The organism is Streptosporangium sp. NPDC048886 (assembly GCF_055586905.1).
The window spans coordinates 94,577-120,577 of record NZ_JBVJHH010000006.1 but is presented as its reverse complement, the minus strand read 5'-3'; the positions used below and the strand labels follow the sequence as shown (position 1 = coordinate 120,577).

The window sequence follows — 26,001 nt, the reverse complement described above, 5'->3', positions numbered from 1 at the left end:
AACGGCTGAGGCGCCGCCGCGTGGGCGGAGGGCAGTCCGTTGACCAGGAGTTCCCAAACACCTCCCACCGGACGGGTCGCGGGCCCCGGCCCGCCGGCCGGTGAAGTAGAACGGCTCCATGACAGATCTCAGCCGTGTCACCACGTGGATCGACGGCTACGTCCAGGCATGGAACTCCAACGATCCGGCTCACATCGGCGCCCTGTTCACCGAGGACGCCACGTACTACACCGCACCCTTCCAGCCGCCCTGGCGCGGTCGCGGGCAGATCGTCGAGCGCTGGCTGGAGGCCAGGGACGAGCCTGGCGAGACCACGTTCGACTGGCGTCCGGTGACCGTCACCGACGAGGTGGCGATCATCCAGGGGACCACCGCCTACCCGGACCGCGCCTACAGCAACCTGTGGGTGATCCGCCTCGACCCCGAGGGCCGCTGCCGCGAGTTCACCGAGTGGTGGATGGAACACCCCTCCTCTCCGGCCGGCTGAAGGGCGGCAGGGGAGGCGGGGACGGGGCGCACCGGGCGATGCCCTACTCGCAGGTCTTCGTCTCCGGAGCGCAGAGCTTGACCTCGGGGTAGCGTGCCGACGGCCTGTCCAGCAGGGGCTGCGCCTTCTTCAGCAGGTGCAGGTCGAAGAAGGCGCGGACGTACCTGCGGGTGATCTCCAAGGAGCGGGCCCCGGACAGCTCGGCGCCGCCGTCGATGCCGAATTGGTCCGCCAGCGGCATGATGTCGGTGAAGGACTCGTGCGCCGCGCCGGTCAGCAGAAGCCAGCGCTTCCATCCGGTCAGGAGCTTCCAGTCGCGCTCCCAGGTGTCGGCCGGGCCGCCGGCCCCCGGGGTGTAGGTGGCGGGCTTGCCCAGGAACATGAACGGCCGCGACAGCCCGCTGTCGAGGATCCCGGTGGGCGTGGTGCCGTCGATGTCGATCCCGGCGCGGAGCCGGGAGTCCTTGACCATCGCGGCGATGGTGCTCGCGCCGCCCGCGGAGTGGCCCGCCATCGCGATCCGGGACGGGTCGATCAGTGAAGCGCCCTTCCACCTGGGGCGCGGCCCGGTCAGCTGATCGATCACGAAGGAGACGTCGGCCGCCCGGCCCTTCGACAGCTTCGTGAAGAGCGACTGGTCGTGGTCGCCCTCGCAGGGGACACAGGTGGTGACCCGTCCGTCGGGGAAGGTCGTGGCCACGTTCTCGTAGGTGTGATCGATCCCGGCCACCACGTAGCCCCTGCTCGCCAGATCCTCGGCGAGCGCGGTCAGCGTGCTGCGGGGCTTGGTGAAACCGGGGGAGAGCACCACGAGGGGCAGGCCGCGCCTGCGCCCCGCCGGTTTCACGTCGGTGAAGGCGTTGGTGCGCGTCCTGCTGAGCACATCGAGCGGCACACCGGTTATCTTGCCCTCTTTGAGGAGGAGCTCCGACTCCTTCGGCGTCATGTACTGCGCCCGCCGGCGGCCCGGTGACTTCGCCGGGTACCACAGGGAGACCATGAGCTCCCGGGCCTTCACGGTGGGGACCCAGGGATCGGGGCGGGAGGTGTCCTTCAGGTACAGGGACGTGGTGCCGACCGGATGGGAGCCGGTCGGCTCGGGCAGGGACGGCGTGCGGCTCGGCGCGGCCGAGGAGGCGGCGGAGGCCGGCGCGGGCGCGGACGCGGAGGAGGCGGCGGAGGCGGGCGCGGCGGCGGATCCGGACGCCGAGGAGGCAGGCGCGGGCGCGAGGGACGCCGACCCCGCGAAGGCGAGCAGCCCGGCGACGGCGACCACGCCGCCACGCAGGACCGGATTCCGCCACCTCGGCTCTCCGCGGCCGGAGGGCCCCGTCACGGCGGCGGCCTCGCCTTCTCCGGCGGGGAGCGTCGGCACGCCTCCGTCGTACCGCCTGGCCGCGCCTTCCGGCTCTGTCACACGACGCATGGGATATCCGTTCTTCCGGTCGGGAGGGCCGCCTCGACGGGGAAGCCCCGCGGCGGCCTGGTGGCGGGAACGAAGCTAGGCGCAGCCGATCTTCACGCGCATCGGCCGCCGCGCCGACATCGGATACTTCCCGGGAACGACCCGCCCCGACGTCATCCCTGGGATGTACTCCCGACGGGCACCGCCTTGGTCACTCGGGACGATGCGCGGCTGATCACGCGGACGCGACAATGTCGCCGGTGACAGCAGATGAACGACGGCTCCGGCGGCGGTACACGCTCGACATGCTGCGACCGGAGGCGCGGACCGCCCGGCCGTCTCGCGGAGCACTCGTCGCCGACGCGCTGCTCGCGGCCGTCCTGACCGTCGCCGCGGTTTTCGCGGCGACGGGCTTCCAGAGCCCTGACCGTCACGTCGGCGAGGGGCCGCACCCGGTGTTCGAGCTGCTGCAGCTCCCGTCCGATCTCCGGGCCTCACCTCCCTCACCTCCCCTGCCGCCACCCTTGCCGGCCCTGCCGCCCCCGGGCGCGAGCACCGGCACGCGGCCGCCCGAGCCGGTCCGGCCCACTCAGCCCGTTCCGCCCGCTCCGCCCGGTCCGCTTGTTCCGCCCGCGGAGGCCGGTCTCGACGGGTACGGCCCGCCTCTGCCCCTGGTGGTGCTCACCGCGTCGCCGCTGGCGGTCCGGCGCCGGTATCCCCTCACCACCTTCTGGGTGGTGCTGTCCGCGACGCTGGCCACGAACGGGGGCGAGACGTGGATCACCGTGTTGACCTGTGCGATCGCCGCCTACAGCGCCGTCGCCCACAGCCGCAACCGGGTGCTCGCGGTGGCGGGCATCCTGCTCGCCGCCGTACTGGCCGGCGCGGTGGACCGGGACATCGTCCCCAGCCTCCCCAGCTGGCTGGGGCCCTACGTGATCCTGCTCAGCGCCGGGGCTTTAGCGAGCTTTGTCCGGTTCTGGCAGCGCAGCCGGAGCCGGCTCGCCGAACTGCAGCAGGCCCAGGAGGACGCCATGCGCAAGGCGGTCCAGGCCGAGCGTTCCCGGATCGCGGGCGAACTCCACGACGTGGTGACCCACAACGTCAGCGTGATGGTGATCCAGGCCGGTGCCGCGCGCAAGGTGATGGACATGCGGCCGGAGCAGTCCAAGGAGGCCCTGATCGCGATCGAGGCCAGCGGCCGGGCGGCCATGGCCGAACTGCGCAACGTCATGGGCCTGCTCGCCGGCCCGGAAAGCGGGCGCTCCGACGGCTCGGGTGACGGACTCGAACCGCAGCCCGGTCTCGACCAGCTCGACGGCCTCATCGAGCGGGTCCGCGCCGCCGGGGTGGCCGTGGACGTCAAGGTCTCGCCGCCGCGCGGCCCCCTTCCTCCCGGAGTCGACCTGGCGGTCTACCGCGTCGTGCAGGAGGCCCTGACCAACACGATGAAGCACGCCGCCGGCGCGGCGGCGTCCGTCGCGATCGGCCACCACGGCGACTTCCTGGAGATCGAGGTCACCGACACCGGAGGCACGCAGACCGCCCGGTCACGGAGCGGCGACGGCCGCGGGCTGATCGGACTGCGCGAGCGGCTCGCCCTCTACGGCGGAACCCTGGACGCCACCCGCGGCACGGGCGGCGGATACCGGCTCAGGGCCCGCATCCCGTGGAGAGCCGCGTGAGTCCGCCGCGTGGCGGACCGCCCGTCGGACAGGGGCGGGCGTCAGCACGTGACCGGCGCGGCGGCAGGCCGCCGCGACCCGGCCGACGTCGATCCGCCCGCTCCGCCACGGTCTCCTCCCACGCGGCGGCGTGATCCCCGAGAAGGCTCCGGAGGCTCGAGCGACGGCCGCTCAGCGTCCGGCGCCCGCGCCGGCGATCCGGTCCGCGAGCCCGCCGTGCAGCTCCCGGAGCTCGCGCTTGAGGATCTTGCCGCTGGGGTTCTTCGGGAGCGCGTCGACGAACGCGAACGCCTTGGGAACCTTGAACGGCGCCAGCCGTTCACGGGCGTGCGCCCGCAGCTCCTCCTCGGTGAGGGCCGCACCGGCCCTGGTCACCACGATCGCGACGACCGCCTCGATCCAGCTCGGATGGCTGACTCCGACGACCGCCACCTCGGCGACGGCGGGGTGCAGGTAGAGCGTCTCCTCGACCTCGCGGCTGGCGACGTTCTCCCCGCCGGTCTTGATCATGTCTTTGATCCGGTCGACGACCGTGAGGTAGCCCTCCTCGTCCATCGTCCCCAGGTCGCCGGAGTGGAACCAGCCGCCGCGGAACGCTTCGGCGGTCTTGCCGGGGTCGTCGAGGTATTCGAGGATGGCGTGCGGGCTCCGATGGACGATCTCCCCGATCTCACCGGCGGGCACGTCCCGGCCCTCCGCGTCCACGACGCGGGTCTCCACGTTCAGGGCGGCCTGACCGGCGGATCCGGCCTTGCGGATCTGGTCCTCGGGTTGGAGCATGACGGCGACGGGCGCCATCTCCGTCTGGCCGTAGAAGTTCCACAGGCGCACGCCGGGCAGCCGCTCGCCGATCTCCCGGAGCACCTCCACGGGCATGATCGCCGCTCCGTAGTAGCCCTTGCGCAGGGAGGAGAGGTCGCGCTTGTCGAAGTCCGGATGGCGCAGCAGGCCGATCCACACCGTCGGCGGCGCGAAGAACTTGGTCACCCGGTGGCTTTCGATGGCGGCGAGCACCGCGGCCGGGTCGGGGCCGGGCAGGATGACGCTGGAGGCTCCGAGCTGTATGTCGGGCACCAGGAAGCAGTGCTGCTGCGCGCAGTGGAACAGCGGCATCGAGTGCAGCTCCACGTCATCGCGGTCCATGCCGCCGTCGATAATGCAGCTGCCGTACTGGGCGATCAACGCGGCGTGGGACAGGACCGCGCCCTTGGGGCGTGACTCGGTGCCCGAGGTGTAGAGGATCTGGGCCGGCGCGTCCGGCGCGATGGGCACCGCGGGCTCACGGGAGTCGGCGTGCTCCAGCAGCGCCGAGAACGGCTCCCACCCCTCCGCCGCCGCGCCGTACACGATCCGGGTCCGCGGGCCCTCCGTCGCCTCGATCGCCGCTTCGGCGACCGGCAGGAGCGACTCCTGCACGAGCAGGGCGACAGCCGAGGAATGACGGACGACGTATCCGACCTCCTCACCCCGGAGCATGAAGTTGATCGGCACCAGCACGGCCCCCGCCCGGGCGACGGCGAAGATCGTCTGGACGTACTCGACGCTGTTGCGCGACAGCACCGCCACCCGGTCGCCGGCGCCCACGCCCCTTTCGACAAGCGCGTTGGCGATCCGGCAGGCGTCCTCGTCGAGCTGGGCGTAGGTCCGGCTGCTCACGCCGTCCGACACGGCGAGCCGGTCGGGGTGGCGCCGGGCGGACCGGCGGAGCAGGTCGGCCAGCGATTGACGACGGGCAAGCGCGACATCCGCCTGTTCCGATGCTCCGGCAAGAGACATGGGCTTCTCCAGAATGGTCGCCACAGACAAAACTTCTGGTAAGAGTAGCGATATCCACCCTTGTCGCGTCCAGTGGCGATCCGACCTGGCCGGCGCTCCGCGGACCGCCGCCGCCCGCCGCCTCCGCGTCCCGGACGCCCGTCATCACCGCCCGCCGTCACCGCCCGCCGTCACCGCCCGCCGTCACCGCGTCCCGGACGCCCGCCGCCTCCGCGGACCGTCACCGCCCGCCGCTTCCGCGGCCCGGACGCGTGCCGACCGGGCCGCTACGGAATGACGGAACGGAGGGGCCCGCTCGGCCCCGCACCGGCCACGATGTCGGCGACCGCCGGATCGTCGCCGAGCGCCCCGTCCGGCAGCGTCGTGTTGCCGGCCAGCGTCACGCCCGCGGGGGGATCACCGGGATCGGCGTCCCAGAAGTTGCCGAGGAACGCCACCTGCTCCAGCGGCGGCGAGACGTTCAGCGCCACCGGGGCGTCGGCCCGGTGGACGAGGTTGCCCTGGACCGTGACCCAGGCGGCGCCGTAGTCGGTGTAGAGGCCGAAGTTGTAGGGGGTGATCGTGTCGCGGACGACGTTGCCGCGGACCAGCGCGCCGCTGGCGTGCGAGGTGCCCTGGCTGCCGGACAGGTAGATGCCGCCGCCGTCGGCCAGCACCTGCATCGTGTCGTGCACCAGGTTGTTCAGCACCTGGGCGCCGCGCCCCTCGTAGACCACGATGCCGGCGTGCGGCACGTCGTTGACCTGGTTGTGCGCCACGACGGTGTCGCGGGTGCCGCTCAGCAGGACGGCCGGTGAGCCGTGGTAGTCGCGGCCGACGTGGTGGATGTGGTTGTTCTCGACCCGGTGGCGGCGCGCCCCCGAGCCGATCACCACGCCTCCGCCGGACACCTCGTCGACCACGCTGTCGCGCAGCACGTTGCCCGTGCCGTCGCCGCGGAACTCCAGCGCGACCGCGCCCAGCCGGGTGAACCGGCATCCCTCCAGCGTGACCCGCGAGGCGTTCTCGAAGATGACGTTGCCGGGCATGGCCACACTGTCGCCGGGGATCGTGACCTGCCCCTGGCCCTCGGCGAAGGTGACCGTCCGCAGCGGGCCGCCGTCGTGGTAGCCGTTGCCGTGGTAGTGCAGGAATCCCTCCGGCGCGCTGGGCCGCAGCCAGGTCGCCTCGGCGAAGGTGATGCCGCGGAAGGCGACATCGTGCACGTCCCGGGCGTGCAGCAGCGTCTCCAGCACCGGCGCCACCACGTCGTCGAGGTCCTCGCCGGGGAGCGGCAGGTAGTGCAGGACGCCGCCGCTCAGTGCGAAGGTGCCCTCGGTCAGGAACGCGGGGCTGTTCTCGGCGAAGGTCGGGGCGTCGACGCCGTTGAACTCCCCGGCGCCCGGGCCGTCCCAGGTGATGACCGACCGGTAGAGCCGCGCGGCCCAGCCGAAGGCGGGCTGCGCCATGGTGACGGTGGTCGAGCGCCCGTCCCCGGAGATCCGCGCCACCTGGCAGCGGGCCTCGGACCAGGGGTAGGCGCCCCGGTAGACGAACTCCACCTCGCCCTGCCAGGAGCCGGGCGCGGGGTCGTCGGTGACGTAACCGGTCTCGGTCCTGGTCAGGCCGTGCTCCAGGGGGACGGCGGCCCGTACGGCACGGCGCCCGGAGACGTAGAGCTGGCGGGTGGCCAGGCCGGGGACCTCGGCCAGGCGGACGCCGCCGGCGCCCTCGCGCCAGCCGCTGATCTTCCGGCCACCACTGACCACGACCTCCTCCTGGGCGGCGGTGCCGTAGCCGTGGGCCTGGTAGACGACGCCGGAGTCGGCGGCGGCCAGCCGGAACGGCTCGGTGAGGCGGTAGGTGCCGGCTCTGAGGGTGACCACGGTGCCCGGCACCGCCGCCGCGCGGGCCCGCTCCAGTGTGGCGAACGGCCGCTCCGGGGTGCCCGGGCCGGAGTCGTCACCCGACGGGTCAACAAAGAACATTGAGTGTCCTCTCATGTGTATGGCGTACACATCTGGTATACAGCATATACAGGGAGGGGAGTCAAGATGGGGGATCCGGAGCGCAGCACCGAACTGCTGTGGGGGACGGGCTCCAGGCGCGGACTCAGCCTGGAGCGGATCGTGCGGGCCGCGATCGAGCTGGCCGACGCGGAGGGCCTGGCCGCGGTCTCCATGCGGCGGGTCGCCGAGCGGCTCGGCTTCACCACCATGTCGCTCTACCGCCATGTGCCGGGCAAGTCGGAGCTGGTCGCCCTCATGCGCGACGAGGTGCTGGGCGGGCCGGAGGACTCCGGTGCCGATCACGCGGGAGGCTGGCGGGCGGAGTTGGAGGTGTGGGCGAGGGAAGGGCTGGCGCGCTGCCTGCGGCATCCGTGGCTGGTCGAGTCGTCGGAGCCGCGGCAGGTGCCCGGGCCCAACGCCGTGGCCGGCTTCGAGCGGGCGCTGGCGGCGGCGTCGCGGGCCGGGCTGCCGCCAGCGCAGGTGGTGGCGGTGGTGACCCTCGTCGGCGGGTTCGTCGAGAGCGCCGCCCGGCAGGTGGTGCGGACCGAGCGGACCGAGCGGCGCACCGGTGTCGGCGAGGAGGAGTGGTGGGGGGCCCGCGCCTCGCTCTTCCAGCACCTGGACCGGTATCCGACGCTGAGCCGCATCTACCGGGAGGGGGGATACGACGCGCCGCTGGACCCGTTCGAGTTCGGCCTGCAGCGGGTGCTCGACGGGATCGAGGCGCTCATCCATGACGGAACCAGTGACGAAAGTCGTGACGAAACACGGTGTGCGGTGTGCGGTAAGCCGGTTGCCCCCGCGGCCACCGGCCGGCCGCGGGACTACTGCTCCCGCGCCTGCCGGCAGCGCGCCTACCGGATGCGCAAGGGCTGAGCGTGCCGCCGACGCGCCGGGCACGCCGCGGGGTGGGCGTCTGCGGCCCATGACGGCCGTGACCGTCGCCGGAGCCGCGCCGGTCCGAGCCGGAGCCGGAGCCGGAAACAAGACGGAAACGAGACGGCGACGGAGGCGTGGGCCGGGCCGCCCGGCCCCGGTGGTGAGGTCTCAAATCCGCCAGCCGACGGCCGCGACGGCTGCTGGACTGGGCGCATGTCCACGATCACCTCCCCTACCGCCCCTGCCGCCGCTCCGACGCGATCACCGCTGATCGGCTGGCTGGCCGTCGTCTCAGTGATGTTGGGGATCTTCTCGATCGTCACCGCCGAGATCCTGCCGATCGGCCTGCTGACGCCCATCGGGTCCAGCTTCGACGTCTCCGACGGCGCGGCGGGCCTGATGATGACGGTCCCCGGCGTCCTGGCCGCGGTCGCCGCCCCGGTGGTCACCGTCGCGACCGGACGGCTCGACCGGCGCCTGATGCTGTGCGCCCTGATGCTCCTGCTGGCCGTCGCCGACTTCCTCGCGGCCGCCGCGCCGGCCTACTGGGTCATGGTGGTCTCCCGGGTCCTGGTCGGGCTGGTCATCGGCGGCTTCTGGTCGATCGGCGCCGGTCTCGCCGGACGGCTGGTGCGGGCGGAGCGGGTCGGCACCGCGACCGCGGTGATCTTCTCCGCCGTCCCGCTGGGATCCGTGCTCGGGGTGCCCGCGGGCACCTTCATCGGGCACCTCGCGGGCTGGCGGACGGCCTTCGTCGTCATGGGGGTGCTGGCGCTGGGGGTGCTCCTCGCGCTGATCGTGCTGGTGCCGCCGCTGCCCGCCGTCCAGGTGACGCGGCTGAAGGTCCTCGGCGGCCTGTTCCGCAGTCCCGGCGTCCGGGTCGGGCTCGTTCTGACGTTTCTCGTAGTGACGGCCCATTTCGGCACCTACACCTATGTGACCCCCTTCCTGCGGCAGGTCACCGGGGTGAGCCCCGACCTGATCACCGCGTTCCTGCTCGTGTACGGCGTCGCCGGCATCGTCGGCAACTTCATCGCGGGCGTGACGGTGACCCGCCGCCTGCGGGCCACCTTCATCACCAGCGGCTGCATGCTCGCCGGCGCGACCCTGCTGCTCCCGGTCCTCGGCACGGGAGACATCGGTGCGGTCGTGCTGCTCGTCGTGTGGGGACTGGCCTACGGCGCCGTCCCGGTCTGCTCGCAGATCTGGTTCTCCACCTCGGCGCCGCACGCCACGGAGGCGGCCTCCATCCTGTTCACCTCGTCCTTCCAGGCCACCATCGCCATCGGTGCCCTGCTCGGAGGTGTCGTGGTGGACGCCGCCTCCCCGTCGGCCGTCATGGTGCTCGGCGGCGCGATCGCGGTCCTCATGGTGCTGACCGCTGCCGCCGCCGGCCGGGCCGTACGGGACTGATCGACGTCAGTCGTGGTCGCCGACGGTGACGGTCAGCCGCCCTTCGACCGCTGATCGGCCGGGCACGCGGACCGAGAGCGTCCCGGTGTACTTCCCCGGCCGGTCGAAGACGCGTCCGGACTCCGCGGTGAACGCGTCGTTGACCTGCATGCCGGGGATGCTCGCCGGGCGCGCGGTCGTCAACGCGACGTCCTCCTCCACCCCGTCGCTCCAGGTGACGGTGGCCGTGAGGTCGCCGGACGCGTGTCCCGGAGCGGTGACGGTCCAGGTGGCCCGGGCCGGCTCGCCGCTCCTGGCGGTCGTCGGCGCGCCGAGCACGTCCATCCGCCAGGCGACGTCGGCGGTGGGGAAGAAGTTCGTCCCCTGGACCGTCAGCCGGCCGCCGACCTTGGACAGGCGCGTGGTGAAGTCGCCGTGATCGCGCCGCGACTGCGGGCTCCAGCCGACCTCGGCCGTGGCGATGACCCGCGGGAAGCTGTAGTACTGCGCCTGCCCGACGCGCCGGATGAACTCCCCCCACAGGGCCGACTCGACGCCCAGCACGCTGCTCTCCTGGATGCCGGGGATGAACGTGCCGGGATCCCAGTTGTAGTGGCGGTCCAGCCCGCACGGCCCGCCGCACGCCCATGTGCCGCCCTGAGGCTGGCGGGAGTCCTGCTTCTGCGGCACGTAGGTGTTGGCCGCGGGGGAGAGGATCACCTTGGCGCCACGGTTGTTCACCGCCGCGGCCACGGCGTTGCGGTTGCCGTTCCAGAACTGGACGACGGCCTTGCCCTGCGGGAGCGCGGTCCCGGCGTATTCGTTCCAGCCGACGACGGTCTTGCCGAGGGAGGCGACGTCCCGCGTGAACGCGTCGACCATCGTCGTGTAGTCGGCGTGGTCGGTGACATGCGCCTCGTCGCCGCCGATGTGCAGATACGGCCCCGGGGTCATCTCGGCGATCTCGGCGAGGACGTGCCTGACGAACTCGTACGTCACGTCGCTGCCGGCGTCGAACGACGAGTAGCCGACCGAGCCGGTGCCGTTGTGCGGCACGGTCGCCTGCCCCGGTTGCGGCCGTGGCCGGGCACCGGGGGTGTTGAGCTGCGGGATCGCGTGCAGCGCGGCGTTGGTGTGGCCGGGCATGTCGATCTCGGGGATCACCGTCACGCCGTTCTCGCCGGCGTAACGGATGATCTCGGCGTAGTCGGCCTTCGTGTAGTGGCCGGTGATGCCCAGCTCGGTGCCCATCAGCTGGCCACTGGCGTTGTACGTCATCGCGGTGGCGCCGCTCACCCCGGTGAGCAGGCCGTAGTCGATGCCGGACGGGTTGTCCCGCGGGTCGTCGATCGCGATGCGCCACCCCTGGTCGTCGGTCAGGTGCAAGTGGAGGCGGTTGATCTTGAACTGCGCCGCGGCGTCGATGGTGGCCTTGACCTCCCCCACGGGGTAGAAGCTGCGGGCGACGTCGAGCATCACGCCGCGGTGCTCGAAGCGTGGGTAGTCGGTGATCGTCACCGCGGGCACCGTCCAGTCGGCGGCGACGACGGTGTCGGACTCCACCCACTGGGGCAGCAGCTGGCGCAGCGTCTGCACGCCGTTGAGCGCGCCGTTGGGCGTGGCGGCGCCGATCCTGACGCGGTCGGCGGAGGCGGTGAGCGTGTACCCCTCGGCCTCGTGACCGGCGGGCCCCTTCCCCGGCCCGACGTCGACGACGATCGGCGCGGGCCCCCATCCCCGGCCGACGACGGGCAGGCGGTGCCCGGTCGAGCGGCGGAGCACACCGGCCAGATAATCCGCCGGTGCCTTCGCGCCGTCGCCGAGGGCGACGATGCGGGTGTTGGCGTGCAGGGTGAACGGCGTGCCGCCGTGCTCCTGGACCGACACCGGCTCCGGCAGCAGGCCGAGCGTCGGCTCGGGCGGCGCGGCCGGGAGGTCCCAGATCTCGAACTCCGAGACCGAGTATCCGTAGCTTGCCCAGCGCTGGCGTCCCTGCATCCGGACGAAGGACACCGGGTCCTTGGACCTCACCTCTATGACGTCGGTCCGGGGACAGGTGTCGCGCCGCAGGTCGGCGACGTCGGTCCAGGTGGCGCCGTCGGCCGAGGTCTGCAGGACGAACTCACGGGCACAGGCGTTGGGCCAGGAGATCTTGACATGGTCGACCGTGGCCGGCCTGGCCAGCGCGACCTGCACCCAGTTGTCGTCCTGGTACTTCGACGACCAGCGGGTGCCCGGGGCGCCGTCGTTGACGTGCGCCGCGACGAAGTCGCCGCGGTCGAGTTCGACGCTGGAGGCGGTGGCCGTGCCGGCCAGGGCCAGGTTGACCGGGGTGGGGGAGGAGGTGGCGGACGCCTGCGCGGCGCCCGGTGGCGCCAGCAGCGCCGCGGCGAGCAGGGCCGGCAGGGCCGCCGTGAGCAGGGCCGGCAGGGCGGCGGAGATCGGGCGGCGTCGTGGTCGCAAGGGGGGACGGGACGGGGCATCCGGCATGGGGGCTCCTTCGCGGCATCCGCCCGGTACCGGCCGGGCGTGCTTCCGATGTGGCACTCGGTAACGCCAGAGTGTGGGCGCCGCGCCCTATTACGTCAATGCTTGGGACATAAATAGCCAGGGTGGTGGTCCACTTTCTGGGACGCGGCCTGCCCGGTAGGCGGTCTTCTGTCAGCGTGACTGTTTTTCCATCAAGGGATCGGAAAATATCGAGGGAGCAGGGGCCCCGGCCCGGCGCCCCGGGCTGGAGGTGCCATCTGGACGCCATTTATTCCGAAGAGTTGACTATATTGGTCAGGGGGCGTCATCATGGCTCCATGACCAGGCCCACCGACGCGCTGCAGCGACTCCGCCGGGTGCACGAGGAGGCGGTGCTCGACGCGCTGCGCTCATCGGGGGCGCTGAGCCGTACCGAGCTGATCAATCGTACCGGCCTGTCCCGCACCACGCTGTTCGCGATCATCTCCGAGATGGTCGAGCGGGGCGCGGTCGTCGAGATCGAGGCGCCCGTCTCCGGCGCGCGCGGGCGCGGCCGTCCCGCGACGCTTGTGGCGCTCAGCCCGGAGGCGGGCCAGCTCGTCGGTCTCGACCTGGCCCGCCACCGGGTCCACCTGGCCGTGGCCAACGTCTCGCACCAGATCATCGCCACCGGCATGGAGGACGTCCCCGAGGACGCCGGCGTCACCGAGCAGGCGGAGGCCGCGGTGCGGCTGATCCGGCGGGTGATCGGGGAGCGGGGGGTGCGCCTCGGCGCGCTGGAGGCGATCGGGCTGGGCCTCGTCGGGGTCATGGACGACCCGGCCCTGCCCGCGGGCATCGTGCCCGCGCGCTACACGCCGGTCACCGAGCGCCTGGAGCGGGAGTTCGGCGTGCGCGTCGCGGTCGACAACAACGCCAGGCTGGCGGCGCTGGCCGAGAACACCTGGGGCGCGGCCCGGTCGGTCGACGACATGGTCTACGTGCGCTGGTCGGTCGGGGTGGGGGGCGGGTTCATCGTGGGCGGCCGGCTCGTGCGGGGCGCGCACGGCGCGGCGGGGGAGATCGGCCACGTCTCGCTGGATCCCGACGGCCCCGCCTGCCACTGCGGCAGCCGGGGCTGCCTGGAGCGGCGTATCGGCGGCCGGGCGCTGCTGGAGTCCTGCGCGGCGCGGGGCGTCCGCCTCGCCGACCTCGACGCACTGGTCGGCGCGGCGCAGGACCGGGTCCCCGAGGTGTGCGAGCTGATCTCCGCGGCCGCCGCCGACCTGGGACGGATCCTGGCCGACACCGTGGTCCAGCTCGATCCCGAGCGCGTGGTGGTGGGCGGTGAGCTCGCCTCGCTCGGCAGCCTGGTCCTGGAGCCGATCCGCGCCGCGATCGCCCGGCTCTCCCTGCCGAACTCCCCCCGCGCCATCGAGGTGACCCCCGCCGATCTCGGCGTGAACGCCTCGGCCATGGGCGCCATCGCCCTCCTGCTCCACGAGGAGCCCACGATCCCCGCGCACCTGCGCCCCGCCAGCGGCTGATTTCCGCCGCCCTCCGGAAGATCCACGCTCCCGTCCCGGGCCGCCACGCGTCCCTTCGGACGGGTCCACCCGGGGCTGAGCAGGCACCATCCGGACGGGCGGTCGCTGCAAAGGATCATGTCCTGCCTCTTGCCGCACTCTTTCGCGGTCATTAATGTAAAGCCTCGGGAATAAATGATGATCGGAGAGAGTGTGACCACCCCACGCAACGTCCTCTTCCTGATGACAGACCAGCATCGGGTCGACACCCTCGGCTGCTATGGCAACCCCGTGGCGCGCACGCCGGCACTGGACGGTCTGGCCGCGGAGGGCGCCCGCTTCGACCGTTTCTACACGCCGACGGCGATCTGCACCCCCGCGCGGGCGTCGCTGTTCACCGGCCTGCACCCCTTCAGGCACGGCCTGCTGGTCAACCCCGAGCGCAACGGCGGCGCCCGCGACGAGGTCGCCGACGGCCACCCCGTCCTGTCGGCGCCGCTGCTGGCCGCGGGCTACAACCTGGGCCACGTCGGCAAATGGCACATCGGCCGTGAGCGCGGCCCCGAGTTCTACGACATGGACGGCGAACACCTGCCGGGCGCGCTCAACCCCTTCCACCACCCCTCCTACGAGCGCTGGCTCAAGGAGCACGGCCACCCGCCGTTCGCGGTGCGCGAGGCCGTCTTCGGCCGGGCGCCCAACGACTCCGGGCGCGGCCACCTGATCGCCGGCCGGCTCCGGCAGCCGGCCGAGGCGACCGTCGAGGCGTTCCTCACCGACCGCACGCTGGAGCTGCTGGAACGCTACGCCCGCGACTTCCACGACGGCGGCCGCCGCTTCGTGCTCTCCTGCCACTGGTACGGCCCGCACCTGCCGTACCTGATCCCCGACGAGTACTACGACATGTACGACCCCGAGCTGGTGCCGCTGCCCGCCTCGATGGCCGAGACCTTCGCCGGCAAGCCGGACGTGCAGCGCCGCTACGCCGAATACTGGTCGGCCGACCACTTCGACGCCGACGCCTGGCGCAAGCTGATCGCGGTCTACTGGGGCTACGTCACGATGATCGACGACCAGGTCGGCCGCCTGCTCGGCGCGCTGCGAGAGCTGGGGCTGTGGGAGGAGACCGCGGTGGTGTTCACCGCCGACCACGGCGAGTTCACCGGCGCCCACCGGCTCAACGACAAGGGCCCGGCGATGTATGAGGACATCTATCGCATCCCCGGCATCGTCCGCGTCCCCGGCGCGCCGCCGCGGGCCGTCGACGAGTTCGCCACGCTGATCGACCTCAACCCGACGGTCCTCGACCTGGCCGGGCTGCCCCCGCAGGAGCCCTGCGACGGCCGGAGCCTGCTCCCGCTGGTCAACGGGGAGCGGGTGGACGGGCGCTCACAGGTGGTCGCCGAGTTCCACGGCCACCACTTCCCCTACTCCCAGCGCATGCTCAGGGACCGCGGCCACAAGCTGGTGTTCAACCCCGAGAGCGTGCACGAGCTCTACGACCTGGAGGCCGACCCGCACGAGCTGCACAACGTCTACGAGGCCCCCGCCTACGCCGAAGTGCGGCGCGACCTGACGGCGCGGCTCTATCGGGAGCTGCTGCGCCGCGGCGACCCCGCCTACACCTGGATGAGCTACATGGCCGACATCGGCGGGGAGCGCGCCCCCGACGTCGACGGCGTCGCCGACGAGGTGGCCTGAGATGACCGTCGTGCAGAAGCGGTCCGCCGCGCGGACCTCGCCCGGGGCGGGGCGGGGGGGAGGCGGGACACGCTCGACGCTGGCGCTCACCGCGGGGTCGGGCATCCTGGGGCTGCTGGTGTGGGTGGTCCTGGCGGGCAGCGGGATCCAGGGCTTCCCCGGTCCGGTCGCGGTCGTCGAGCGCGCCGTGCAGTCGATCGGCGACGGCACGCTGCCCGGTGATCTGCTGGCCAGCCTGCGCCGGGTCCTGACCGGTTTCGTGCTCGGCGTGGCGCTGGCCGTACCGGTCGGGTTCCTGATGGGCTGGTACCGGCCCGTGCGCGGGCTGGTCGAGCCCTGGCTGCAGTTCTTCCGCATGGTGCCGCCACTGGCGATCATCCCGCTCGCCATCGTGCTCATGGGCATCGGGGAGACCCCCAAGATCTTCGTGATCTTCCTGGCCTCGTTCCTGTCGTCGGTGGTCTCCACCTTCCAGGGGGTGGTCTCGGTCGACTCCACCCTGATCAACGCCGCCCGGGTGCTCGGCGCCAGGGACCGCACGGTCTTCACCGGGGTCGTGGTGCCGGCCTCCACCCCGTTCATCCTCGTGGGCATGCGCATCGGCCTGGGCGCCTCCTGGGCCACGGTGGTCGCCGCCGAGCTGATCGCCGCGCAGGAGGGGCTGGGCTACCGGATGCAGCAGGCCCAGCTCTACTACGACCTTCCCACGATCTTCGTCCAACTGATCGTCATCGGCCTCGTCGGGCTCGTCATGGACCGCGCCCTGCTGCTCGCGGAACGTCGCCTGACGAGCTGGCAGGAACGGAGGTGAACGCGGTGGCTCCCAAGATCGAGTTCCGCGGGATCTCGCACCGGTTCGACCTCGGCGGAAGCGACTTCGCCGCGCTCGACCACGTCGATCTGGACATCGCCGACGGCGAGTTCGTCACCGTCGTCGGGCCTTCGGGCTGCGGCAAGAGCACGCTGATGAACGTCGCGGCCGGCCTGCTGGAGCCCGCCGAGGGCTCGGTGCTGGTCGACGGGGTCCCCGTGCGGGGACCGAGCCCGCAGCGCGGAGTGATCTTCCAGCAGTACGCGCTCTTCCCCTGGATGAGCGTCCGCAAGAACGTCGAGTTCGGCCTGAAGATCGCCGGAGTCGGCGCGGCCGAGCGGCGCGCCAGAGCACAGTACTTCATCGACGTGGTCGGGCTCACCGACTTCGCCGACGCGCTCCCCAAGACGCTGTCGGGCGGCATGAAGCAGCGCTGCGCCATCGCCCGCGCCTACGCGGTCGACCCCACCGTCCTGCTGATGGACGAGCCCTTCGGCGCCCTGGACGCGCTCACCCGGGTGCAGCTCCAGGACCGGCTCCTGGACACCTGGAGCCGGGAACGGCGCACGGTGCTGTTCATCACCCACGACGTGGACGAGGCGGTCTACCTGGCCAACCGGGTGATCGTCATGGCCGCCCGACCCGGCCGCGTCCACCGTGTCATCGAGGTGGACCTCCCCTACCCGCGTACGGAGGAGATCCGGCTGTCGGCGGAGTTCGCCGAGCTCCGCGGGCAGGTCTGGCACTCCGTCTACCACCAGCCCACCCCCCTGGAAAGGACCTCACCATGAGGCGTCCCCGCAGGCTGGCCGCGGTCCTCACCGCGGTGCTGGCCCTTGTGCTCCCCGTCGCCGCCTGCGGCTCGTCCGCCGGCGGAGCGGGGGCGGAGAAGGTGCGTTTCGGCTACATCGCCGACTTCTCCGGCGCCGCCGTACTCGCCGCGGCCGACAAGCAGGGACTGTGGGCCAAGCACGGCCTGGAGCCCGAGCTGAAGGTCTTCACCAACGGCCCCCTGCAGATCCAGGCCCTCGGCTCCGGCGACATCGACTTCGGCTACATCGGCTCCGGCGCGGCCTGGCTGCCGGCCAGCGGCAGAGCCCGCATCATCGCACCCAACATGCTCGGCCAGGCCGACCGCGTCATCACCCACGCCGATTCCGGCATCACCTCCGTCGCGGGGCTGAAGGGCAGGCGGATCGGCGTGCCCGAGGGGACCTCCGGCGACATGATCCTGGAGCTCGCGCTCAAGAAGGCGGGGCTGACCGGCAAGGACGTCGAGAAGGTCAACATGGACCCGAGCACGGTGGTCACCGCCTTCTCCTCCGGGCAGATCGACGCCGCGGCCATCTGGTACCCGCTGATCGACACCATCAAGAAGAACGCCCCCGACCTGGTCGAGCTGACCAAGAGCGAGGACTACTACCCCGAGCTCAGCTTCCCCAGCTCCTTCGTCGCCCGCAACGAACTGGTCAAGGACGGCCCGGCGACGGTCACCAAGGTGCTCAAGGTCATCCAGGAGGCCAACGACTGGGTCGCGGCCCACACCGCCGAGGCCGAGCAGCTCACCGCGGCGTTCGTCAAGGCCCCCGCCGAGCAGTTCAAGGGCGCCTCCGCCGTCACCAAGATCCTTCCTACCGCCGAGCTGGTCAGGCTGACCGAGGACGGATCGGTCGCCGGCTGGTACAAGGGCCTGGCCGACATCTTCGTCACCATGGGTAAGCTGACCGAATCCCCCGATCCAGCCACCTACTACACCGCCGACCTGTACCGCTCGGCCGCCTCCGGATGAGGCCGGGCGGCCCCGGCCGGCCACGGTCGGCCGGGGGCCTCCGCGGCCCGGCCCGCCGGCCGGGGCCGCGCGGAGCGGCGGGGCGGCGGGGCGTCCCCGCCCACGGGGACACCCGTGGACGTGCCCGGGCACATCGGAAAGGACTGAGCGATGCCCTCATGCTGTGGCGGTGGCCGCGGCGACCTGCCGGCCCCGGCCGTGGCGCCGATCGGCCGGCCGCAGACGCCGGACGGGGTGACCGTACCGGGATGGCACCGGGAGGCGGTGGCGCTGGACGGCGGCCGGTTCCTGATGGGCGCCGAGGACGCCGACGGTTTCCCCGAGGACGCCGAGGGGCCGGTGCGCCCGGTGGCGGTGGAGCCGTTCGCGGTGGACCGGTACGCGGTGACCAATGCCCGGTTCGCCGGGTTCGTCGAGGCCACCGGCCATCTCACGGAGGCCGAGCGCTTCGGCTGGTCGTACGTGTTCGCGGGGTTCCTGCCGGGCACCCTGCGGCGGGTGTCACCGCGCCCGCCGCAGACACCGTGGTGGTGCGGGGTGAGCGGAGCGGACTGGCGCCATCCGGAAGGGCCGGACTCGGACCTGGAGGGGCGCTGGGACCATCCGGTGGTGCACGTGTCCTGGAGCGACGCGGTGGCGTTCTGCGCCTGGGCCGGCGGGCGCCTGCCGGCTGAGGCGGAGTGGGAGTACGCCGCCCGCGGCGGCCTGGAGCAGCGGCGCTACCCCTGGGGGGATGAGCTGACCCCGGACGGCGAGCACCGCTGCAACATCTGGCAGGGCCACTTCCCGACCCGCAACACCGCCGAGGACGGCCACCGGGGGACGGCGCCGGTCGACGCCTACGCCCCCAACGGGTACGGCCTGCACAACTGCGTGGGCAACGTGTGGGAGTGGTGCGCCGACTCCTGGGCCGCGGGGGAGGGGGCCAAGGTGATGCGGGGCGGCTCCCACATGTGTCACGACTCCTACTGCAACCGCTACCGGGTGGCCGCCCGCACCCGTAACACCCCCGACAGCAGCGCCGGCAACATCGGCTTCCGCATGGTCTCCGCGTGCGTGCCGCAGAAGGTCTGAACGGATGACGCCTGGCGGTCACCCCCGCGTTGAGCGGGCGCCTCAGCCGGCGAGGCCGGGGGTCTCCTCCTGGCCGAAGGCGATCACGATGTATCTGCCGTTGGCGTAGCTGACCACAGGCCGTCCGAGCTGGTCACCCACCCTGCGGGCGACCGCCTGGAACAGCTCCGCCATCTCCGGCGTGTCGGCGCTCACCCTGAACCGTCCGTCGGCGACGAGTCGCTGGGCGACAAGGGGGACGAAGTTCGCCTCGGCCCGGACCCTCTCCTCCGCGCTGAGAGGGGTGTGCCGGGTCGCGGGCTGCGTGCCGAAGGGGTGGGTCATAACTGGGCTCCTCGTGATCGCGGTCCTTCCAGGATGCCATCCGCGCCTCCCCTCCGGAGCACTCCCGGGCAGCCGGTGACCCCATGGGAGCCGCCGAGGCCGGATCGCCCGGGCCGACGGCTCAAGGCGGCCGTCTGGGCCGGCATCCGCACCGAGGCCGAAGCCGAGGCCGTCCTGAAGGAGCCGACGCCGTCCGCAAGGAGCCGGAGTGCGGTTCAGCCGGTCTCCTCCGCGATCGCGCCGCGTACGGCCGGGGCGATCTCGCCGGCCCACCGGCCGAGGAGGACGGGGTCCGGCGCGCCGTGACCGGCGGAGAAGAGCGTGAAGCCCGACGCGCCGTGCTCCAGCACGGCACCGGTCAACTCCTCGACCCACTGATCGACGGAGCCGCCGATCCAGCGGCCGTCGCGGTCGCGCGTGGCGGGCAGCGGCCGGTCGGTGACGCGTCCGGGGAGATTGAAGACCGTGCGGATCTCGCGTGGGTCGCGGCCCACGGCGGCCGCCGCTCCGTCGATGACCGGCCGTGACGTCCGGTACCGCTCGCTGAGCCAATCCGCCGCGTGGCCGGGGATCCAGCCGTCGGCCACGCGGCCGGTGGCGGCCAGGGACTTCGGGCCGACCGATCCGGTCCACACGGGAGGCGCGGCCACCGGAGCCGGCTCGATCTGCTCCACCCGGTAGTGACGGCCCTGGTAGGTGACCGGCGGGCCGCCGCCCGACAGCGCCTTGACCAGGACGATCGCCTCCTCGAAGGCGTCCACCGCATCGCTCGGTGACAGCCGCGGCACTCCCATGTCGGAGATCCGGTCCCACAGCCCCCCCGCGCCCATGCCGAGCACGACGCGGCCGCCGGACAGCGCCGACAGCGACGTCACCGTCCGCGCCAGCATGGGGGCGGGCCGGGTCGGCAGGTTGGTGACGTTGGCGAAGCCGGAGATGCGCTGCGTACGCCCGAGGATGAACGCGAGGGAGGCGTAGGCGTCCAGACGGTCGCCGATGTAGGGATGGTCCGACAGCGAGAAGTGGTCGAGCCCGTCACGGTCGGCCTGCTGGACCATGCGCAGCAACTCCGGCGCCTGGTCGACGCCGCTGTGCGCGCCGAAACCGAAGACGACTTCTTGAACAGACAATGGTCTCTGCCTTTCTTTCCAGGGGTATGGTTCACCATTCGGTCCGCTGCGGCCGAGGTGGGGGTATTCCGTGTGTCCCAGCGCTTCAGTCGGCGCCGAACTGTTCGGTGAAGCGGCCGGTGAACAGGTCGGCGCCCTTGTACTGGGAGACCGTCTCGGCCGTGACGACGGCCGGGCCGTCGGGGGTGGGCAGCTGGCCGACGCCGCCACGCGGTCCGAGCGGGAGCAGGATCATGGGGTGGGGCAGGGGCCGGTAGCCGGCCGTGGGCCGCTCACCGTTCAGGTGGGCGGCGATGTTGCGCGCCACCACCTCGGCGTGCTGCATCGCGTATCCGGCCATCTTGGCCTCGGGCACGTCGGTGATGTCGCCGATCGCGTAGACGTGGTCGTAGCCGCGGACGTTGAGGGTCTCGGTGACGGGGACGCGTCCCTGCGGGGTTCGGGGGGTGAGGCGGCCGTCGGCGAGGTAGTCGCTGTTGACGCGCCCGCCGTAGGCGCGGAACCAGATGTCGGCGGTGATCTCCTCCCCACCGGTGGTGGTGACGGTGAAGGTGTGCGCGTGGCCGGGCTCGGTCGGCGGCGGCGCGGCCAGGCCGGTGCCCAGCCGTAGCCGGACGTCCAGTCCGTCGAGCTGGCGGTACAGGTCCTCGCGCAGCTCCGGCCGGAAGTCGGCCAGGTGCTGCTCGGTCGGGTCGACGATGGTCACGTGCTTGTGCGGCCAGACCTCCTTGATCTCCCCGGCCAGTTCCAGGCCGACCGGCCCGGCGCCGAGGATCAGCACCCGCTCGGCGCCGGCCAGTTCCTTGTGGGTGCGGCGGAGGTCCTCCAGGACCTCACCGGTGGAGTCGGCGTTGGGCTTGGCCGGGTAGGTGTAGCTGGAGCCGGTGGCCAGGACCAGGTAGTCGGCCTCGACGCGCCGGCCTGAGGCCAGGGTGACGCCGCCGGGGTCCACCGAGACCGCGCGGTCGCGGATCACCGTGCCCCGCGTCAGCCACCTGTCGTAGGGGAAGAACATGTTGCCTCCCCAGTCGGGCTGGGTCAGCGCCCGGAGGGACCCCGCCGAGTTGACGAACGCGTCCCGGGGGTCGATGAGGATGACGTCGGCCTCGGCGTCCAGCGCCTTGGCGAGCGCCGAACCCCCGTAACCTCCGCCGACGACCGCGACCGTACGACTCATGATTTCACGTCCTTACCGACAGAAAGAGTTGCAGTTCGTGCTACGAACAATATTAGTTCGTGGCACGAACTGCAACCCTCGCCTCGGGAGCGGACGGTCTCAGCGCTTGCGATCGGCGGGGTCCCCCTCGTCGGGCTCCAGAAAAACCGCCGGAACCTTGTTGTCCAGCACGACCCGGCCGAGCAGCCCGGCGAGCGTGTCGCGTTCGGCGGCGGGGAGCTCCGCCGTCAGTCGCTCGACGCGCCGGCAGGTCTCGACGTAGAACTCCTCCGCGAGCCCGCTGCCCCGCCGGGTGAGCGAGACCCGTACCGCACGCGAGTCCTGCGGGTCGGGCCCGCGCTCGACCAGGCCGTTGCGCTCGGTGCGGTCCACCAGGCCGGTCAGGCTCGACTTCGCCAGCCCCAGCGTCGCACCCAGCTCGCTCATCCCGTACGGCCGTGCCATCAGCACACACAGCAGCTGGCCCTGCTGCGAGGTGAGGCCGTACTCCCGGGCGGAATCGGCGTACACGGCATTCACCAGGAACGTCGACCGCACCAGCGCGGCCACAACCCCGATCCGGCCATCATCATCTCTAACCACCCGGCCATGCTACATTCACGAGCCTCACAATTCGTGAGGCGAACTAGCGGGCGGGCCCGGTCGCCGGCGGATCCGCCGGGCCGTGATCACGGTGGCCGGGCCGTCCGGCGTTGGAGTGCGCCCGCGCCGTGAACCCCTCCGCGGTCCCTCCCGTGAACCCGGTCGGGCCGCTCGGCGGGGATGTCCTTCCGGCGTGTTCCGGCCGCACCCTTATTGCGGATGAAGGCATGGAGGTGGCACCACAAACAAACAATCTTGTATATCTGATGCCATGGTTACGCCGCTCCTGCCCAGTGACCCTCGGCAGCTCGGTCCCTACTGGCTGGCCCGACGGCTCGGGGCGGGAGGTCAGGGCGTGGTCTACGAGGCCTACGACAGCCTGGGCGGCCGGGTGGCGGTCAAGGCGCTGCGCGAGGACTTCATCACCGACGCCTACCGCGACCAGCTACGCAGGGAGGTCGCGGCGCTCAGCCGGGTGGCCTCCTTCTGTACCGCGCGGATCATCGAGGCCGACCTCGACCACGTCCCACCGTATCTGGTCAGCGAGTATGTCCCCGGGCCCGATCTGCAGAACCGGGTGGACAAGGACGGCCCCTACCTCCCGGACGACCTGCACCGTCTCGCGGTCGGCATCGCCACCGCGCTGTCGTCCATCCACCAGGCCGGCGTGATGCACCGGGACCTGAAGCCGGCGAACGTCCTGATCGGCCCGGACGGTCCTCGGGTCATCGACTTCGGCATCGCGCGCACCGAGGAGATGTCCCAGAGCGCGACCGGGCAGCTGAAAGGCACCCCGCGGTGGATGGCTCCCGAGCTGTTCGGCGGCCACCGCGCCTCACCGGCCGTCGACATCTGGGCGTGGGGCGCCGTCGTCCTGTTCGCCGCCACGGGCAGGTCGCCCTTCGACGGCGACAGCATGCCCGCGCTGATCTACCAGGTCCTTCATCACCAGCCCGAGCTCGACGCGGTGCAGGAGCCGCTGCGGTCCCTGGTGGCGCGGGCGCTGTCCCGCGACCCGGCCCGCCGCCCCACATCGCGGGAGCTGCTGGAAGGCCTGATCGGCGGCCGGGGCGCGATCGAGGAGGCCACCGCGGTCGCCGGGGCTCTTTCGACCACGGCGCTCCCCCCGTCGCTGGCACAGGTGGCCGAGCAGGTCTACGCCGAGCTCACCCCGCACGAGCAGGCCACCGTTCCGCGCATCCTGCTGCGGATGGTCGCCGCGGAGCCGGAGGCCCGGCACACGCTGCGCAAGGTCGCCGCCGCCGAGTTCCTGGACATCGAGACGGCCGAGCAGAGCGTCTGGCGCATCCTCGACCGGCTGGGCGAGGCGGGGCTGGTGGTCCGCGACGGCGACTTCTTCACGCTCGCCACCCCGGCGCTGGTGCGGGCCTGGCCTCGGCTGCGCGCCTGGGTCGCCGACGAACGTGAGGTCCTCGACGCCCACCACGAGCTCGCCGACGCCGCGCGGCGCTGGCAGAGTCACGGCCGTAAGAGCGGTGACCTGCTGCAGGGCAGCTCGCTCGACGAGGCGCTCACCCGTGTCGCGGCCAGTCGCCGGCACCTCACCCTCAACCTGGTCGAACGCTCGTTCCTCGATCAGTCGGTGCGTGCCGCGCAGCGCAGGCGGCGCTACCGTACGGTGCTGAGCGCCGTCCTGGCGGTCCTGCTCGTCGTGTCCACCGCGACGGCGGCCACCGCGATCGTCCAGGGCATCGAGCTGGCGGCCACGAACGAGACCATCTCCCGGCAGCGGGACGCGGCCATCGGCGACCGGGTCGCCAACCTCGCCACCACGATGCGGCGCCTCGATCCCGCCACCGCCAAGCAGCTCGCCGTCGCCGCCGCGACCCTGGCGCCCGACGGCCAGCCGGCCAGAAACGCGCTGGCCACGCTCTACAGCCAGTGGGAGCAGTACACCTACCGGCCACCCGGCGTCGACGGCGACTGGTGGATGAACGGAGACGGCACCCACCGCCTGACGGCGTACGCGCGCGGCCACGAGGTGAAGCTCGCCGACGTCGACTCGCGCCGGGTGATACGGACGATCACCCTGACCGGAGAACCGGTCAACGACCGTACGCTCGGTCACGTCCTGTCCTTCACGGCGGACGGCAAGACCCTCTCGCTGGTCAGGAAGGACGGCACGGTCGGCATCTGGGACACGGCGACCGGCCGGCCGCGGCCGGTGAAGATCCGCATTCCCGAGCCGTACGCGGCGCTCGATCCCACGGGCACCCGCCTCCTGAGCTTCTCGGCGACGCAGGCGATCGTCTGGGACATCGGATCGGGCAGGCCCCTTCTCACGATCCCGCACCAACTCCTGGCCGCGACCTTCACCCCGGACGGGCGGTCGCTGGTCAGCCTCCGGGGAGGAGAGTTCGAGTACTGGGACGTCGGCCGGGGCACGAAGAGGCCCCTGCCCCGGCTCGGTGAGGACTCCGAGAGGATCAGCGGCATGGAGGTCAGCCCGGACGGCAGACGCCTCGGTGTGATCAGGGGCGACCGGCTGTGGGTCGTCCGCCTGGACAAGGAGGACGTGAGCTGGCGGCAGCTCCCGAAGAACGACGACAACACCGGGATCGCCTTCAGCCACGACGGCAGGTTCGTCGCGGTCGGCGGCACCGTCTGGGGCACCGAGGGCGTCCACGACCAGTCGTGGGACCTGGTGGGCGAACGCGACGAGCCCGTCTTCAGGAACCCCGGCGGCTGCGTCAACCCGGTCTTCGGCCCGGGAGACCGCACCCTGCGCTGCACGGATCGCGCCACGAACATCATCACCGTCCTGTCCCTCGCTCCCATCGCGGACTCGGTCAAGCTCACCGACGCCTTCGTCGGCTCCACGGCGGTCCTCAGCGAGGACGGCTCGACCCTCGCCATCGAATCCCGCCGTGACCTGGAGATCTGGGATCCGGTCAGGCGGGTCAGACGGGGAGCGCTGCCGCTCAACGGTGTCAAGGGCACCAGCGAATCGCTGTTCGCGCTGTCGGCGGACGGAAAGCTCCTGGCGAGCAGCTTCCGCCGCAGCGGGAAGGTCGAGATCTGGGACGTCGCCTCGGCGACCAAGAAGATCACCCTGCAGACCGGGCACGCGATCAACGACCGGCTGCCCCTCAGGTTCTCGCCTGACGGCAGGACGCTCGCGGTGTTCACCACCCCTCCCGGCTTGACCTCGCTCGAACTGTGGGACGTGGCCTCGGGAACCCTGCGGGTCAAGTCCGCCGGGGTCCAGGTGGAGCCCGGCCAGTCCGTCGGCGGCGAACCGCGTGTCCTCTTCAGTCCCGACGGACGGACCGTGATCTCCGGGCCGGACCAGGGGGTCGTCGACGTCGCCACCGGCAAGAGAGTCCTCGCCCCCAACCTCGAACTGGGCCCCGCCATGGCCCGCAGCCGGGACGGGCTCGTCGCCGTGGTCGACGGGGACAAGGTCGGGTTCTGGGACGCGCGGACCCTCCGGCACAGGTATGACGTGCTCCCCGGCGCGGAGTTGGGCAGGGCCGTCGCCTTCGCTCCCGACGGGAGAGTGCTCGCGCTGGCCGACACGACGGGCCGGATCCGCCTGTGGGACGTTCCGAACCGACGCGCCCTCGGCCTTCCGCTCTCCGGTTTCCTGACGTCGAAGGCCGATGCGGGCCCGGACAGGATCAGGACCATGGCCTTCTCGGCCGACGGCGCGGTGCTGGCGGCCGTTGACGACGACGGCCGCCTCCGCACCCACCTCGTCGCCCTCGACAAGGTCAAGCGTACACTTTGTGATCTTTTCGGCCCGCTCTCCGCGGCGGACTGGAAGACCCACATTCCGGAGATTCCCTACCGCCGCACCTGCTGAG

Annotated in this window: 19 protein-coding genes; 11 read left to right on the top strand and 8 right to left on the bottom strand. The window is 72.0% G+C overall.

Features of this window, described 5'->3' with window-relative positions; all coding sequences use genetic code 11:
• The first annotated feature begins 118 nt into the window (after nucleotides 1-118).
• Entirely contained in the window at nucleotides 119-487 is a 369-nt protein-coding gene (locus ACZ6R6_RS09215; RefSeq protein WP_470091574.1) for a nuclear transport factor 2 family protein, read from the top strand.
• Between the two features lie 43 nt (nucleotides 488-530).
• Here the strand turns inward: ACZ6R6_RS09215 and ACZ6R6_RS09210 are convergent, their stop codons facing one another.
• Nucleotides 531-1,904 (bottom strand): alpha/beta hydrolase family protein, encoded by a 1,374-nt coding sequence (locus ACZ6R6_RS09210; RefSeq protein WP_470091572.1) that lies wholly within the window; start codon nucleotides 1,902-1,904, stop codon nucleotides 531-533.
• A 248-nt stretch (nucleotides 1,905-2,152) separates the two neighbouring features.
• Here ACZ6R6_RS09210 and ACZ6R6_RS09205 point away from each other — a divergent pair, with 248 nt between their 5' ends.
• Nucleotides 2,153-3,577: a sensor histidine kinase gene (locus tag ACZ6R6_RS09205; RefSeq protein ID WP_470091570.1), complete on the top strand. Its 1,425-nt coding sequence runs from the start codon at nucleotides 2,153-2,155 to the stop codon at nucleotides 3,575-3,577.
• A 171-nt stretch (nucleotides 3,578-3,748) separates the two neighbouring features.
• Here ACZ6R6_RS09205 and ACZ6R6_RS09200 read toward each other — a convergent pair whose 3' ends face one another.
• Nucleotides 3,749-5,377 carry a fatty acyl-CoA synthetase gene (locus ACZ6R6_RS09200; protein ID WP_470091568.1) on the bottom strand — a complete coding sequence of 543 codons (1,629 nt, stop codon included), beginning with the start codon at nucleotides 5,375-5,377 and terminating at the stop codon, nucleotides 3,749-3,751.
• A 242-nt stretch (nucleotides 5,378-5,619) separates the two neighbouring features.
• Nucleotides 5,620-7,320: a right-handed parallel beta-helix repeat-containing protein gene (locus ACZ6R6_RS09195; protein ID WP_470091566.1), complete on the bottom strand. Its 1,701-nt coding sequence runs from the start codon at nucleotides 7,318-7,320 to the stop codon at nucleotides 5,620-5,622.
• 66 nt (nucleotides 7,321-7,386) lie between these two features.
• Here ACZ6R6_RS09195 and ACZ6R6_RS09190 point away from each other — a divergent pair, with 66 nt between their 5' ends.
• Together ACZ6R6_RS09190 and ACZ6R6_RS09185 are read left to right on the top strand one after the other, a co-directional pair.
• A complete protein-coding gene (locus tag ACZ6R6_RS09190) occupies nucleotides 7,387-8,217 on the top strand; it encodes a TetR/AcrR family transcriptional regulator (protein ID WP_470091564.1) in 831 nt (276 codons plus the stop codon).
• Nucleotides 8,218-8,433: 216 nt separating this feature from the next.
• Complete coding sequence (locus ACZ6R6_RS09185) at nucleotides 8,434-9,633, top strand: MFS transporter (protein ID WP_470091562.1); 1,200 nt, start codon at nucleotides 8,434-8,436, stop codon at nucleotides 9,631-9,633.
• Between the two features lie 6 nt (nucleotides 9,634-9,639).
• Here ACZ6R6_RS09185 and ACZ6R6_RS09180 read toward each other — a convergent pair whose 3' ends face one another.
• Nucleotides 9,640-12,102, bottom strand: a complete 2,463-nt coding sequence (locus ACZ6R6_RS09180) for a family 20 glycosylhydrolase (RefSeq protein WP_470091560.1) — start codon at nucleotides 12,100-12,102, stop codon at nucleotides 9,640-9,642.
• Between the two features lie 317 nt (nucleotides 12,103-12,419).
• On the opposite strand from ACZ6R6_RS09180, the gene ACZ6R6_RS09175 reads away from it, so the two are divergent.
• The 6 genes from ACZ6R6_RS09175 (at nucleotide 12,420) to ACZ6R6_RS09150 (ending at nucleotide 18,961) form a co-directional block, all read left to right on the top strand.
• Entirely contained in the window at nucleotides 12,420-13,607 is a 1,188-nt protein-coding gene (locus tag ACZ6R6_RS09175; protein WP_470091558.1) for an ROK family transcriptional regulator, read from the top strand.
• A 174-nt stretch (nucleotides 13,608-13,781) separates the two neighbouring features.
• Nucleotides 13,782-15,287 carry a sulfatase-like hydrolase/transferase gene (locus ACZ6R6_RS09170; RefSeq protein ID WP_470091556.1) on the top strand — a complete coding sequence of 502 codons (1,506 nt, stop codon included), beginning with the start codon at nucleotides 13,782-13,784 and terminating at the stop codon, nucleotides 15,285-15,287.
• A gap of 1 nt (nucleotide 15,288) precedes the next feature.
• Nucleotides 15,289-16,098 carry an ABC transporter permease gene (locus ACZ6R6_RS09165; RefSeq protein WP_470091554.1) on the top strand — a complete coding sequence of 270 codons (810 nt, stop codon included), beginning with the start codon at nucleotides 15,289-15,291 and terminating at the stop codon, nucleotides 16,096-16,098.
• A 5-nt stretch (nucleotides 16,099-16,103) separates the two neighbouring features.
• The gene (locus ACZ6R6_RS09160; RefSeq protein WP_470091552.1) at nucleotides 16,104-16,889 is read left to right on the top strand and encodes an ABC transporter ATP-binding protein; all 786 of its coding nucleotides are present in this window, start codon (nucleotides 16,104-16,106) and stop codon (nucleotides 16,887-16,889) included.
• Nucleotides 16,886-17,887, top strand: a complete 1,002-nt coding sequence (locus ACZ6R6_RS09155) for an aliphatic sulfonate ABC transporter substrate-binding protein (protein ID WP_470091550.1) — start codon at nucleotides 16,886-16,888, stop codon at nucleotides 17,885-17,887. Before ACZ6R6_RS09160 ends, ACZ6R6_RS09155 begins: the two co-directional genes overlap by 4 nt.
• 150 nt (nucleotides 17,888-18,037) lie before the next feature.
• Entirely contained in the window at nucleotides 18,038-18,961 is a 924-nt protein-coding gene (locus tag ACZ6R6_RS09150) for a formylglycine-generating enzyme family protein (RefSeq protein ID WP_470091548.1), read from the top strand.
• 42 nt (nucleotides 18,962-19,003) lie between these two features.
• On the opposite strand, the gene ACZ6R6_RS09145 is transcribed toward ACZ6R6_RS09150, so the two are convergent.
• From ACZ6R6_RS09145 to ACZ6R6_RS09130, 4 genes are all read right to left on the bottom strand, one after another.
• A complete protein-coding gene (locus ACZ6R6_RS09145; protein WP_470091546.1) occupies nucleotides 19,004-19,285 on the bottom strand; it encodes a hypothetical protein in 282 nt (93 codons plus the stop codon).
• Between the two features lie 215 nt (nucleotides 19,286-19,500).
• The gene (locus ACZ6R6_RS09140) at nucleotides 19,501-20,415 is read right to left on the bottom strand and encodes an LLM class flavin-dependent oxidoreductase (RefSeq protein WP_470091544.1); all 915 of its coding nucleotides are present in this window, start codon (nucleotides 20,413-20,415) and stop codon (nucleotides 19,501-19,503) included.
• A gap of 85 nt (nucleotides 20,416-20,500) precedes the next feature.
• Nucleotides 20,501-21,592 carry an NAD(P)/FAD-dependent oxidoreductase gene (locus ACZ6R6_RS09135; RefSeq protein ID WP_470091542.1) on the bottom strand — a complete coding sequence of 364 codons (1,092 nt, stop codon included), beginning with the start codon at nucleotides 21,590-21,592 and terminating at the stop codon, nucleotides 20,501-20,503.
• Nucleotides 21,593-21,691: 99 nt separating this feature from the next.
• Complete coding sequence (locus ACZ6R6_RS09130) at nucleotides 21,692-22,174, bottom strand: MarR family winged helix-turn-helix transcriptional regulator (protein WP_470091540.1); 483 nt, start codon at nucleotides 22,172-22,174, stop codon at nucleotides 21,692-21,694.
• 271 nt (nucleotides 22,175-22,445) lie between these two features.
• Between ACZ6R6_RS09130 and ACZ6R6_RS09125 the strand changes: the two genes are divergently transcribed.
• The gene (locus tag ACZ6R6_RS09125) at nucleotides 22,446-26,000 is read left to right on the top strand and encodes a protein kinase domain-containing protein (RefSeq protein ID WP_470091538.1); all 3,555 of its coding nucleotides are present in this window, start codon (nucleotides 22,446-22,448) and stop codon (nucleotides 25,998-26,000) included.
• Nucleotide 26,001 lies beyond the last annotated feature (1 nt).